The 12,438-nt window shown below is 53.2% G+C and carries 12 protein-coding genes; 7 read left to right on the forward strand and 5 right to left on the reverse strand.

Annotated elements, in window-relative coordinates:
- Positions 1-98: 98 nt before the first annotated feature.
- From dauA to lolB, 4 genes are all read right to left on the reverse strand, one after another.
- Positions 99-1,781: a C4-dicarboxylic acid transporter DauA gene (dauA, locus tag GFB57_RS14855; RefSeq protein ID WP_003020797.1), complete on the reverse strand. Its 1,683-nt coding sequence runs from the start codon at positions 1,779-1,781 to the stop codon at positions 99-101.
- Between the two features lie 124 nt (positions 1,782-1,905).
- A complete protein-coding gene (gene prs / locus GFB57_RS14860) occupies positions 1,906-2,853 on the reverse strand; it encodes a ribose-phosphate diphosphokinase (protein WP_001518537.1) in 948 nt (315 codons plus the stop codon).
- 266 nt (positions 2,854-3,119) lie between these two features.
- Positions 3,120-3,971 carry a 4-(cytidine 5'-diphospho)-2-C-methyl-D-erythritol kinase gene (gene ispE, locus GFB57_RS14865; protein ID WP_003020794.1) on the reverse strand — a complete coding sequence of 284 codons (852 nt, stop codon included), beginning with the start codon at positions 3,969-3,971 and terminating at the stop codon, positions 3,120-3,122.
- Positions 3,968-4,591, reverse strand: coding sequence for a lipoprotein insertase outer membrane protein LolB (gene lolB, locus GFB57_RS14870; protein WP_003020792.1), 624 nt, complete (start codon positions 4,589-4,591; stop codon positions 3,968-3,970). Before lolB ends, ispE begins: the two co-directional genes overlap by 4 nt.
- 211 nt (positions 4,592-4,802) lie before the next feature.
- Here lolB and hemA point away from each other — a divergent pair, with 211 nt between their 5' ends.
- The 6 genes from hemA to kdsA are packed head-to-tail and all read left to right on the forward strand — an operon-like array spanning position 4,803 to position 10,107.
- Positions 4,803-6,059, forward strand: a complete 1,257-nt coding sequence (gene hemA, locus GFB57_RS14875; protein ID WP_003020789.1) for a glutamyl-tRNA reductase — start codon at positions 4,803-4,805, stop codon at positions 6,057-6,059.
- A gap of 41 nt (positions 6,060-6,100) precedes the next feature.
- Positions 6,101-7,183 (forward strand): peptide chain release factor 1, encoded by a 1,083-nt coding sequence (gene prfA, locus GFB57_RS14880; RefSeq protein WP_003020786.1) that lies wholly within the window; start codon positions 6,101-6,103, stop codon positions 7,181-7,183.
- Positions 7,183-8,016: a peptide chain release factor N(5)-glutamine methyltransferase gene (prmC, locus tag GFB57_RS14885; protein WP_003020781.1), complete on the forward strand. Its 834-nt coding sequence runs from the start codon at positions 7,183-7,185 to the stop codon at positions 8,014-8,016. The genes prfA and prmC overlap by 1 nt, the downstream gene beginning before the upstream one ends.
- Positions 8,013-8,405, forward strand: a complete 393-nt coding sequence (gene sirB2, locus GFB57_RS14890) for an invasion regulator SirB2 (protein ID WP_003020779.1) — start codon at positions 8,013-8,015, stop codon at positions 8,403-8,405. Before prmC ends, sirB2 begins: the two co-directional genes overlap by 4 nt.
- Before the next feature lie 2 nt (positions 8,406-8,407).
- Complete coding sequence (gene sirB1, locus GFB57_RS14895) at positions 8,408-9,217, forward strand: invasion regulator SirB1 (protein WP_003020775.1); 810 nt, start codon at positions 8,408-8,410, stop codon at positions 9,215-9,217.
- Positions 9,218-9,252: 35 nt separating this feature from the next.
- Positions 9,253-10,107 carry a 3-deoxy-8-phosphooctulonate synthase gene (gene kdsA / locus GFB57_RS14900; RefSeq protein ID WP_003020772.1) on the forward strand — a complete coding sequence of 285 codons (855 nt, stop codon included), beginning with the start codon at positions 9,253-9,255 and terminating at the stop codon, positions 10,105-10,107.
- A gap of 98 nt (positions 10,108-10,205) precedes the next feature.
- Here kdsA and chaA read toward each other — a convergent pair whose 3' ends face one another.
- Positions 10,206-11,306: a sodium-potassium/proton antiporter ChaA gene (gene chaA / locus GFB57_RS14905; protein ID WP_290366827.1), complete on the reverse strand. Its 1,101-nt coding sequence runs from the start codon at positions 11,304-11,306 to the stop codon at positions 10,206-10,208.
- Positions 11,307-11,709: 403 nt separating this feature from the next.
- Here chaA and GFB57_RS14910 point away from each other — a divergent pair, with 403 nt between their 5' ends.
- A complete protein-coding gene (locus GFB57_RS14910) occupies positions 11,710-12,405 on the forward strand; it encodes a gamma-glutamylcyclotransferase (protein WP_003020766.1) in 696 nt (231 codons plus the stop codon).
- Positions 12,406-12,438 lie beyond the last annotated feature (33 nt).

Raw genomic sequence — 12,438 nt, forward strand, 5'->3', positions numbered from 1 at the left:
TCGGGCCTACGGGGTCGGCGCAACGTTTGGGTTTTGTAGGCCGGATAAGAGAAGCGCATCCGGCAATAAAAAGGCTCCCATTCACGGGAGCCTTTTTGCTATTTAATATCCGCTAAAGCGGCGTCTTTATTCGGGAAGAATGCCAGACGACCGGGAATCGGCTGAATACCGGCGCGCGCCATGGTGCGCAGCGGCTGAAATTCCAGGTTAGATACCCGCAGCTCGCAGCCTTCAGGCAGCTTTTTCACAAAGCGCTGGAAAGCGTCCAGACCACCGGCATCCAGTACCGGGACCGCGTCCCACTTCAAGACTACGATGCGTTTACCTTCAATACGCGACTCGAGATCGGTAAATAATCCTTCCGCCGCGGCAAAGAATAGCGGGCCAATGACGCGCAACACCAGCACATCGTCCGGTACGTCTACGTTAACCGGCGCCAGACGCGTCATGCGCGCAATACGACGCATAAACAGTAGAGATGCAAGAACGATACCGACGCTGATGGCGATAACCATATCGAACAGCACCGTCAGCGACATACACATCAGCATGACGATGATGTCGTCTTTCGGCGCATGACGCAGCAAATCCACCACTTTATGCGCTTCACTCATGTTCCATGCCACCATTAGCAGCAGGGCGGCCATGGCGGAAAGCGGTAACCAGGAAAGCAGCGGTGCAAGCACCAGCAGGGCAAGGATCACCAGAATCGCATGGATAACCGCTGAGATTGGCGAGGTTGCACCCGCGCGGACGTTTGCCGCAGAACGGGCAATTGCCGCCGTGGCGGTGATGCCGCCAAAGAACGGTGCGACGATGTTGCCCAGTCCCTGACCAATCAGTTCACTGTTAGCTTTGTGTTTGGTGCCGGTCATCCCATCGAGTACGACGGCGCACAGCAGAGATTCGATCGCCCCGAGCATTGCCATCGAGAAGGCTGCCGGTAACAGCGCCTGTAACGAGCTCCAGCTCAGAGTAAAGTTTGACTCTGGCATATTCCAAGGTAATACCAGTTGCGGCAGCAACTGTGGGATACCATTGCCCTGCGAGCCGTCAGCCAGAATATAGTGGAACTGAGATCCGATGGTGGCGACATGGCCGCCGGTCAGGTTCACGATACCCATTACCGCACAGCCTGCCAGTAGTGCGGGAAGGTGGCCCGGTAATCGGATACCCAGACGCGGCCAGAAAATCAGGATCCCCAGTGTCACCACGCCAATCGCGGCATCACCCACGTTGATGGTCGGCAAGGCCATAAATAGCGCGCCCACCTTCTGCAAATAGTGCTCTGGCACGTGGGTCATTTGCAGGCCGAGAAAATCTTTAATCTGCATGGTACCGATGGTGATACCGATACCTGAGGTAAAACCTAACGTCACGGAGACCGGAATATATTCGATCAAACGACCAAAGCGGGCGAGGCCGAAAAGGATCAGGAATATCCCGGACATGAGCGTGGCAACCAGCAGGCCTGCCAGCCCAAACTGTTGCGACACCGGATACAGAATCACCACGAAGGCGGCGGTTGGGCCAGATACGCTAAAGCGCGAGCCCCCGGTAAGGGCGATAACAATCCCAGCAACGGCTGAGGTATACAGACCGTACTGCGGAGCAACGCCACTGCCTATTGCCAGCGCCATCGCCAGTGGAATGGCAATGATCCCAACCGTTATCCCGGCGATCAGGTCGCGGGTGAAGCGGGAAGCAGTATATTTTTCTTTCCAACAAGCGTCGATGAGGGCGCGGAAAGGCATCACATGTGAGGAAAATAATCTGTTCACAATAATGTTTCATCCATGGGCGCATCATCTGTCAACTGAATGGCAGGTGAAGGAGGCAAAAGTCATACAAATAAATATTACAGATAAAAAAACCCGCCGCAGCGGGTTTTTGAGCCGGGCTCGATTAATGCTCGAACATAGCAGAGATGGATTCTTCGTTGCTGATACGACGAATCGCTTCGGCCAGCATACCCGACAGGGTCAATGTACGCACGTTTGGCAATGCTTTGATTTCGTCAGTCAGTGGAATAGTGTCACAGACAACGACTTCATCAATAACAGAGTTGCGCAGGTTGTTTGCCGCATTACCTGAGAAGATCGGGTGAGTAGCGTAAGCAAATACGCGTTTTGCACCACGTTCTTTCAGTGCTTCTGCTGCTTTGCACAGCGTACCGCCGGTATCGATCATGTCATCAACCAGCACACAGTCACGACCTGCAACGTCACCAATAATGTGCATCACCTGAGAAACGTTCGCACGCGGGCGACGTTTGTCGATGATAGCCATATCGGTATCGTTCAGCAGTTTAGCGATAGCGCGGGCACGCACGACGCCACCGATATCCGGAGAAACCACAATCGGGTTGTCCAGGTTCAGCTGCAGCATGTCTTCTAACAGGATCGGGCTACCAAATACGTTATCAACCGGTACATCGAAGAAGCCCTGGATCTGTTCAGCATGCAGGTCAACGGTGAGGACGCGGTCAACGCCAACGCTGGACAGGAAATCAGCGACGACTTTAGCGGTAATCGGTACACGAGCGGAACGTACGCGACGATCCTGACGTGCATAGCCGAAGTAAGGAATAACGGCGGTGATACGGCCTGCGGAAGCACGGCGCAGCGCATCAACCATAACGACCAATTCCATCAGGTTGTCGTTAGTAGGGGCACAAGTGGACTGGATGATGAAAATATCACCACCGCGTACATTTTCATTAATTTGTACGCTGACTTCGCCGTCGCTAAAGCGACCTACAGCGGCGTCGCCGAGTGAAGTGTACAGGCGGTTGGCAATACGTTGTGCTAGTTCCGGGGTGGCGTTACCAGCAAAAAGCTTCATATCAGGCACGAGAAGAACCTCAGGCATGCGTCCATTGGTGGAAAGAATCTGCCGAAAACTGTGCGGGCCAGGCAGTATCCTCTCCATGCGGTGTATTAAAGAGCGCGATGCAACGTCTGGAACAGGGTGACGTTGTCACCGCAACTCAGCTTGCCCGGCTTACTCGTTATCCTTCGTGTTTCATGTTCGCTGGCATTAATTCCTTACATCAGTCACATACTTTTGTATGCTCCTGGCGGTTCGTCATTTCGCCATCTTCCTGAAACCAGAAGGATTTAGAGTAACGCTCTGTGCAATGGGGAGAGGTTGACGCCTTTCGCCACAAAGCCTTTGAGCCATTCCGGGGCTTGCTCAAGCACCTGGCGAGCACGAGACTCAGTGTCAAATTCAGCAAAGACACAAGCCCCTGTACCAGTCAGGCGCGACGGCGCGTATTCTAACAGCCAGGAAAGCGCCGCATCAACCTCGCGAAAACGTTTTCTTGCGATAACCTCGCAATCATTGCCGAATTCACATTTTAGTAACGTTTTTATTGACCTTTTTGGCGTGTTGCGCGGGAGGTCGGGATCGTTAAAAATCACCGGTGTCGGAATGCTGACTCCCGGGTGAGCAACCAGATACCACTTTTCTTCAGGCTCGACCGGCGTCAGAATTTCTCCAACACCTTCGGCAAAGGCCGCATGGCCGCGCACGAACACGGGAACATCCGCCCCCAGGGTTAAACCGAGTGCCGCCAGTTCATCAATCGAAAGCCCACACTGCCAGAGATGGTTAAGCGCCACCAGAACGGTTGCCGCATTTGATGAACCACCGCCGAGGCCGCCGCCCATCGGCAGGCGTTTGTCGATACTGATGTCCGCACCGCTCCCTTTGGGAAGGCGATTGCTTTCAGATGCTACCTTCATCAGCAAATGTGCCGCACGGACGATCAGGTTGTCTTCGTACGCAACGCCTTCCACCGGGGTTAACAGGCGAATTTCGCCGTCGCCACGCAGCGCAATATCTATCGTGTCGCCATAATCAAGAAACTGAAATAGCGTTTGCAGCGAATGGTAACCGTCCGTACGTTGCCCGGTGATGTATAAAAACAGATTCAGTTTTGCCGGAGAGGGCCAATGAGTCATCATTTCACAATCCAGTTATCCATTTTTAGCTTAATACGCTGGGAGCCGTCCGACAGCTCCATGTTTGCCGGCATCGCTGGCTGCGTTTTGCTGTCGTAGGCGCTATAGACCACTTTCCAGCTTTTACCGTCTTTGCTGTAGTTCACTTCACTTAGACGATATTGATCATCGAGTTTGTAATCGGTGGCATCTCCCGGCAGACCCAGGATCCACTGGCGCAGGCTATTCAATGGGATAGGCATGCCGGTCAGTTTGCCGATCATCTCTTCAGCGTCGTCGGCGGTGTAGTGCTTACCTTTGTTATCGACAAGTTCAACGTTGCCCGGCTGCGCGTTGAGTTCCAGTTCCGTGCTGCCCAGCGGGTTGGTCAGCAGCAGACGATAGCGATCCTGACCGGTTTGCTGCCAGAAAAAGCGGGCATACACTTTCTGTTGATCGGAGATATAAGCGAACGCACCGCGCGTCTGATATTGGTTCAGGGCGCGTACTTCCTGCTGGTGCTGGCGCCACTGCGGGGAATCGGGGCTTTTGCCGGGACCTTTCGGCGCGTTGAGGGTACAGGCACTAAGAACCAGGGCCGCAAGGGGCAGCAGGCGAATCAGGCGAAAATCAGGCAGGGTCATAATGATGACAAATCCTTGAGATACGTTGCAGTTATAACTCTCAATGCTAGCGCCACCATCTGACATCGTCTACGTTCAAGTTATCTTAAATCACTTAAATTTGTGCACTAAGCTATTACTCCAAAAGGGGGCAGTCTCTTTTATTGACCGCACGCATCCTGTATGATGCACCCAGTCTAACCTTATCAACGCTGGTACTATTCCCGCACACATGACCCTTTTAGCGCTTGGTATTAACCATAAAACGGCACCTGTATCGCTGCGAGAACGCGTAACGTTTTCGCCGGATACGCTCGATCAGGCGCTGGACAGCCTGCAAGCGCTGCCAATGGTGCAGGGCGGGGTAGTGCTGTCGACGTGTAACCGCACAGAGATTTACCTCAGCGTGGAAGAGCAGGATAACCTGCGAGAAGCGCTGATTCGCTGGCTGTGCGAATACCATAACCTCAATGAAGAAGACCTGCGTAATAGCCTGTACTGGCACCAGGACAACGACGCCGTCAGTCATTTGATGCGCGTTGCCAGTGGTCTGGATTCACTGGTGCTCGGTGAACCGCAAATTTTGGGGCAGGTGAAAAAAGCATTTGCGGATTCGCAAAAAGGCCACCAGAACGCCAGTGCGCTGGAGCGCATGTTCCAGAAGTCATTCTCTGTTGCTAAACGTGTACGTACAGAAACTGACATCGGTGCCAGCGCCGTGTCGGTGGCGTTTGCCGCCTGTACTCTGGCGCGGCAGATATTTGAATCGCTCTCAACGGTAACCGTGCTGTTAGTCGGTGCGGGCGAAACCATCGAACTGGTAGCGCGACACTTGCGCGAGCATAAAGTGAAGAAGATGATCATCGCCAACCGTACGCGCGAGCGTGCGCAGGTGCTGGCGGATGAAGTCGGCGCCGAGGTGATTTCACTGAGTGATATCGACGCACGTTTGCAGGATGCCGATATCATTATCAGTTCTACTGCCAGTCCGCTGCCGATTATCGGTAAAGGAATGGTGGAACGCGCGCTTAAAAACCGCCGCAATCAGCCTATGTTGCTGGTGGATATCGCCGTACCGCGCGATGTCGAGCCGGAAGTGGGTAAATTGTCTAACGCCTATCTGTACAGCGTTGATGACCTGCAAAGCATCATTTCGCATAACCTTGCCCAGCGCAAAGCGGCGGCGGTGGAAGCCGAAACGATTGTGGAGCAGGAAGCCAGCGAGTTTATGGCCTGGCTACGCGCCCAGGGCGCAAGCGACACTATCCGCGAGTATCGCAGTCAGTCAGAACAGATCCGTGATGAACTGACCGCTAAAGCGTTGGCCGCTCTTCAACAGGGCGGTGATGCGCAAGCCATTATGCAGGATTTGGCCTGGAAACTGACCAACCGCCTGATCCATGCACCAACCAAATCACTTCAACAGGCTGCCCGTGACGGGGATAGTGAACGCCTGAATATTCTGCGCGACAGCCTCGGGCTGGAGTAGCAGCACACCAATCTTATTTTTTACAGGGTGCATTTACGCCTATGAAGCCTTCTATCGTTGCCAAACTGGAAGCCCTGCATGAACGCCATGAAGAAGTTCAGGCGCTGCTCGGTGATGCGGGTACTATCGCAGACCAGGATCGCTTTCGTGCGCTGTCGCGCGAATATGCGCAATTAAGCGATGTCTCTCGCTGTTTTACGGACTGGCAACAGGTTCAGGAAGATATCGAGACGGCTCAGATGATGCTCGACGATCCTGAAATGCGTGAAATGGCGCAGGATGAACTGCGCGAAGCAAAAGAGAAATGCGAGCAGCTGGAACAGCATCTGCAAGTCCTGCTGTTACCTAAAGACCCCGATGATGAACGTAACGCTTTCCTCGAAGTGCGTGCGGGAACCGGTGGTGATGAAGCGGCGCTGTTTGCCGGCGATCTGTTCCGCATGTACAGCCGTTACGCTGAATCGCGTCGCTGGCGGGTAGAGATCATGAGCGCCAGCGAAGGCGAACATGGCGGGTTTAAAGAAGTCATTGCCAAGATTAGCGGCGAAGGCGTTTACGGGCGACTGAAGTTTGAGTCCGGCGGCCATCGCGTGCAGCGCGTACCTGCGACGGAATCGCAGGGGCGTATTCATACTTCTGCCTGTACGGTCGCTGTCATGCCGGAACTGCCGGATGCCGAACTGCCGGATATCAACCCGGCCGATCTGCGTATTGATACCTTCCGTTCATCAGGCGCGGGCGGTCAGCACGTTAACACCACCGACTCCGCAATCCGTATTACCCACTTACCGACCGGTATCGTGGTGGAATGCCAGGACGAACGTTCACAGCATAAAAACAAAGCCAAAGCGATGTCGGTGCTGGGGGCGCGAATTCGTGCCGCCGAAGTGGCAAGACGTCAACAGGCGGAAGCCTCTGAACGTCGTAACCTGTTGGGCAGCGGCGATCGCAGCGATCGTAACCGCACCTATAACTTCCCGCAGGGTCGTGTGACCGATCACCGCATTAACCTGACACTCTACCGTCTGGATGAAGCGATGGAAGGCAAACTGGATATGCTGATTGAGCCGATTGTCCAGGAATACCAGGCCGACCAACTGGCGGCGTTGTCCGAGCAGGATTAATGGATTATCAGCACTGGCTGCGTGACGCGATAAGCCAATTACAGGCAAGCGAAAGCCCGCGCCGCGACGCCGAGATTTTACTCGAGTTTGTCACCGGTAAGGGGCGCACCTTTATTCTGGCGTTCGGCGAAACGGTGTTAACCGAGGCGCAGCGTCAACGGCTCGATACATTACTGGAACGCCGTCAGCGAGGTGAGCCGGTGGCACATCTGACCGGCGTGCGCGAGTTCTGGTCGCTGCCGCTGTTTGTCTCTCCGGCTACGCTTATTCCACGCCCGGATACTGAGTGTCTTGTTGAGCAGGCGCTGGCTCGTCTGCCTGCCTCTGCGTGTCGTATTCTCGATTTGGGAACCGGTACGGGCGCCATTGCGCTGGCGCTGGCAACTGAGCGTCCGGATTGCGCGGTGACCGCGGTTGACCGCATGCCCGATGCCGTGGCGCTGGCAACTCGCAACAAACAGCATCTGGCCATCGACAATGTTTGCGTGCTGCAAAGCGACTGGTTCAGCGCTTTGCAGGGGCAGCAGTTTGACATGATTGTCAGCAATCCGCCGTATATCGACGAACAGGACCCGCACCTGGCGCTTGGCGATGTACGTTTTGAGCCGCTATCGGCACTGGTGGCGGGTGAGCAGGGTATGGCGGATATCGTGCATATCATTGACGAGTCTCGACACATGCTAACGCCCGGCGGCTATTTGTTGCTGGAGCACGGCTGGCAGCAGGGACAGGCAGTCCGCGACGCCTATACTCATGCCGGTTACCAGGCGGTTGAAACCTGCCGGGACTATGGCGGCAACGAGCGAATTACGCTTGGACGCATCCCATCATGAGTACTTTCAGCGTGTTACTCAACGTCCATCTCATCAGCATTGCGCTTTCAGTTGGTCTGTTAACGCTGCGTTTTTGGTGGCGTTACACCGACTCGCGCCTTGCCTGTGCGCGCTGGACGCGCATCGTGCCGCCGGTTGTCGATACCGTTTTATTACTCAGCGGCATAGCGTTAATGGTTAAAGCGCACATCCTGCCATTCACTGAGCACGGGACATGGCTGACTGAAAAGCTGTTTGGGGTTATCATTTACATCGTTTTGGGTTTTATTGCGCTCGATTATCGTCGGGCGCGCAGTCAGCAGGCGCGATTAGTCGCATTTCCGCTGGCGCTGGTGGTGCTGTACATCATCATTAAACTCGCCACCACAAAAATACCGTTACTGGGGTAAGCATGAGGTCGTTAGCTGATTTCGAATTTAATAAAGCGCCATTGTGTGATGGGATGATCCTGGCGTCGGAGTCTATCCGTCTGGATTTTCCAACACAAACTGTGTATGACGAACTGGAACGTCTGGTTAGTCTGGCGCAAGAAGAAATTAGCCAGCTCCTGTCTCAGGATGAGCAACTGGAAAAACTGCTGGCACTTTTTTACGGCGAATGGGGGTTTACGGATACCCACGGCGTCTATCGTCTTTCTGATGCATTATGGCTTGACCAGGTACTGAAAAATCGTCAGGGCAGCGCTGTATCTCTGGGCGCTATCTTGTTGTGGATTGCCAATCGACTGGAGCTACCGCTGGTGCCGGTGATTTTCCCGACACAACTCATCCTGCGTATTGAATCGCTCGATGGCGAAATGTGGCTAATCAATCCGTTCAATGGCGAAACGTTAAATGAGCACACGCTGGAAGTGTGGCTGAAGGGGAATATCAGCCCGGTCGCGGAGCTGTTTAACGAAGACCTGGATGAGGCGGATAATGCAGAAGTAATCCGCAAGCTGCTCGACACGCTGAAATCATCGCTGATGGAAGAGCGGCAAATGGAGCTGGCGCTGCGTGCCAGCGAAGCACTATTACAGTTTAATCCTGAAGATCCGTATGAAATACGCGATCGTGGATTAATCTACGCGCAGCTCGAGTGTGAACATGTTGCGCTGACCGATTTAAGTTATTTCGTTGAGCAGTGTCCGGAAGACCCGATCAGCGAAATGATTCGTGCGCAGATTAATACTATTTCGCACAAGCAAATTGTATTGCATTGATTAATGACACTTTACCTACCGTTTAAGGCGATCCTATGAAACAAAAAGTGGTTAGCATTGGCGACATCAACGTGGCAAATGACCTGCCGTTCGTGCTGTTTGGCGGAATGAACGTGCTGGAATCCCGCGATCTGGCGATGCGCATTTGTGAGCACTACGTAACCGTTACTCAAAAGCTGGGTATCCCTTACGTGTTCAAAGCCTCCTTTGATAAAGCCAACCGTTCTTCCATCCACTCTTACCGTGGACCGGGCCTTGAAGAAGGGATGAAAATCTTCCAGGAACTGAAGCAGACTTTTGGCGTAAAAGTGATCACCGACGTTCACGAAGCCAGCCAGGCGCAGCCTGTTGCTGACGTGGTGGATGTGATTCAGCTGCCGGCATTCCTTGCGCGTCAGACCGATCTGGTGGAAGCGATGGCGAAAACCGGTGCCGTTATCAACGTGAAGAAACCGCAGTTCGTAAGCCCTGGCCAGATGGGCAATATCGTGGATAAATTCCATGAAGGTGGTAACGATAAGGTTATTCTGTGCGACCGTGGCGCGAACTTTGGTTATGACAACCTGGTTGTAGACATGCTGGGCTTCAGCGTGATGAAGAAAGTCTCCGGCAACTCACCGGTGATTTTTGACGTTACCCATGCGCTGCAATGCCGTGATCCGTTTGGCGCAGCAAGCGGCGGTCGTCGTGCGCAGGTTACCGAACTGGCTCGCGCCGGTATGGCGGTAGGTCTGGCGGGTCTGTTTATTGAAGCGCATCCGGATCCAGCCAATGCGAAATGCGATGGCCCATCCGCGCTGCCGCTGGCAAAACTGGAACAGTTCCTGACGCAGATTAAAGCGATTGATGACCTGGTGAAAAGCTTCGACGAGCTGGATACTGAGAACTAATTCATTTTGTGTGCCTGATAGAGCTTGCGCTTATCAGGTATACGAAAGGAAATACGAAGCCGGACCCGACAAGTTATGTCGGTGTCCGGCTTTTTTCATCAGGCAAATATTGTCATCAGATAGGCGATAAACAGCGCCAGATGTGCCGCACCGTTAAGCACATTGGTGCGTCCGGTGGAGAAAGAGATATGGCACAGTACCAGTGAAGAAACCATCACAATCATCTCTGGCGCGCCCAGCGCAAACACCAAATCATTCCCGGTTGCCCATGCGATTAGCGTCACCACTGGTACGGTGAGTGAAATAGTGGCTAATACTGAACCGAAGAACAAATTCATCGCCCGCTGTACCTGATTGCTCAGAACCGCTTTCAGCGCGCCCAGCCCTTCAGGAGAGAGGATGAGTAACGCAACCAGGAAACCGGTAAAGGCCACTGGGGCATTCAGTTCAGTCAGCAAGGTCTCCAGTGGGCTGGCGTTCATCTTGGTTACGGCAATAACGGCGATCAGATGAATGATAAGCCAGGCGGCGTGCCACATATTGCTATGTGCTGATGGCTTGCCGTGATGCGGGTCGTCATCGTCGCCCTCATCTTCATGCTCGTAAATGAACAGGCTTTGGTGCGTTTTGGTTTGAATCAGTAAAAATACGCCGTACATCGCTGCAGAAATTAATGCTACCAGCAGCGCCTGGGCGGTAGTGAAATTCGCTCCCGGTAAAGCCATTGGGAACACCAGGACAATAATGGCCAGTGGGAACAGGGCAATTAAATACTGTTTAATACCAAACAGGTTCATATACTGAGTAGCAAATTTACGGCCACCCAACAGTAATGAAAAACCGACCAGACCGCCGGTGACGATCATAATGATTGAGTACAACGTGTCGCGCATGAGCGTAGGTGCAGCATCACCGGTCGCCATTAATGCGGAGATTAAGCTGACTTCGAGAATAACGACGGACAGACTGAGGATCAGTGACCCGTAGGGTTCACCAAGTCGATGCGCTAATACATCCGCATGACGGATAACGCTGAATGCGCTGCTTAATATACCAATAAGGGCCAGCGCATTAATACCAATGACCACTGGTAGTGACTGACTGCTCCCCCAGAAGAACAGGACTACCAGCGCCAAAATCGGGAAGACGAGAGAGGTCTCCTTGTGGCGGGTTTTTACCGCCTCATGTACTTGTGTCATTGAACTAATTCTCCATCTCTGCAGGTATTTATAATTATAAAAGTATTAACGAATGTAAAAAATAACAGATCTTTCGGTATTTCCGATCTAGTTTTACGTAATTTTACGGCATGGACCAATTTTTGCATCCAAGCGGATAAAATTGCATATCTTGTTTATAGAGTATTTAAATAACAAAGCATTAGATTTTAACGTCAACAAAAATTGCTGATACTACTGATACAAATGATAGTGCAGAGCTTAGCAACGCGAGAGGATATAAAGTGCCGTTGACGCTTTGTTGCCTTGCAAGCTAGCGGCGAATTGCCTATTGTCCAGCTATTGGTTTCAAAATGAGCAGTAAAAAAGCCCGGAAGGCGTCAAAAAAGTTGTCGCAGGGAAGCAGCAGTGGCGGAGGTGTAAGGTGTTAACGCGTGATTTTTTATTGAATGCCGACTGTAAGACGGCATTTGGTGCTATTGAAGAATCACTACTCTGGTCAGCAGAACAACGGGCAGCCTCACTGGCGGCCACGCTTGCTTGCCGACCCGATGATGGGCCGGTGTGGATCTTCGGTTATGGATCGTTGATGTGGAATCCGGCCTTAGAGTTTGATGAGTCCTGTACCGGGACGTTAGTTGGCTGGCACCGTGCTTTTTGCCTGCGCCTGACGGCGGGGCGAGGAACGGCGGGTCAGCCAGGACGTATGCTGGCCTTGAAAGAGGGCGGACGCACCACCGGTGTAGCCTACCGCTTACCGAATGCGTCGCTGGAACAAGAGCTCTCTTTGCTGTGGAAGCGTGAAATGATCACCGGATGCTATCTGCCCACCTGGTGCCAGTTAGCGCTGGATGATGGTCGGACGGTGAACGCGCTGGTCTTTATTATGGATCCGCGTCATCCGCTGTTTGAGTCAGACACGCGAGCACAGGTGATTGCGCCGCTTATCGCCGCGGCGAGCGGACCTTTAGGCACCAACGCCCAGTATTTGTTCTCGCTGGAACAAGAGCTGGTCAAGTTGGGAATGCAGGATGACTGTCTTAACGATCTGGTGATCACGGTCAAACGATTGTTGGGAGAGAATCTGCCGGAAGGCGTTATGCGGCCAGGGTTTGCCTGAATCCAGCCGGGAACTGAATGCCCGAAAGCCAGG

The organism is Citrobacter sp. S39, assembly GCF_009495675.1.
Lineage (GTDB): Bacteria > Pseudomonadota > Gammaproteobacteria > Enterobacterales > Enterobacteriaceae > Citrobacter > Citrobacter freundii.

Bases quoted from the DNA above. Each gene is read 5' to 3' on its own strand.
- ispE (WP_003020794.1), bottom strand. From the start codon at position 3,971: ATGATGACTCATTGGCCCTCTCCGGCAAAACTGAATCTGTTTTTATAC.
- lolB (WP_003020792.1), bottom strand. From the start codon at position 4,591: ATGACCCTGCCTGATTTTCGCCTGATTCGCCTGCTGCCCCTTGCGGCC.
- hemA (WP_003020789.1), top strand. From the start codon at position 4,803: ATGACCCTTTTAGCGCTTGGTATTAACCATAAAACGGCACCTGTATCG.
- prfA (WP_003020786.1), top strand. From the start codon at position 6,101: ATGAAGCCTTCTATCGTTGCCAAACTGGAAGCCCTGCATGAACGCCAT.
- prmC (WP_003020781.1), top strand. From the start codon at position 7,183: ATGGATTATCAGCACTGGCTGCGTGACGCGATAAGCCAATTACAGGCA.
- sirB2 (WP_003020779.1), top strand. From the start codon at position 8,013: ATGAGTACTTTCAGCGTGTTACTCAACGTCCATCTCATCAGCATTGCG.
- sirB1 (WP_003020775.1), top strand. From the start codon at position 8,408: ATGAGGTCGTTAGCTGATTTCGAATTTAATAAAGCGCCATTGTGTGAT.
- kdsA (WP_003020772.1), top strand. From the start codon at position 9,253: ATGAAACAAAAAGTGGTTAGCATTGGCGACATCAACGTGGCAAATGAC.
- chaA (WP_290366827.1), bottom strand. From the start codon at position 11,306: ATGACACAAGTACATGAGGCGGTAAAAACCCGCCACAAGGAGACCTCT.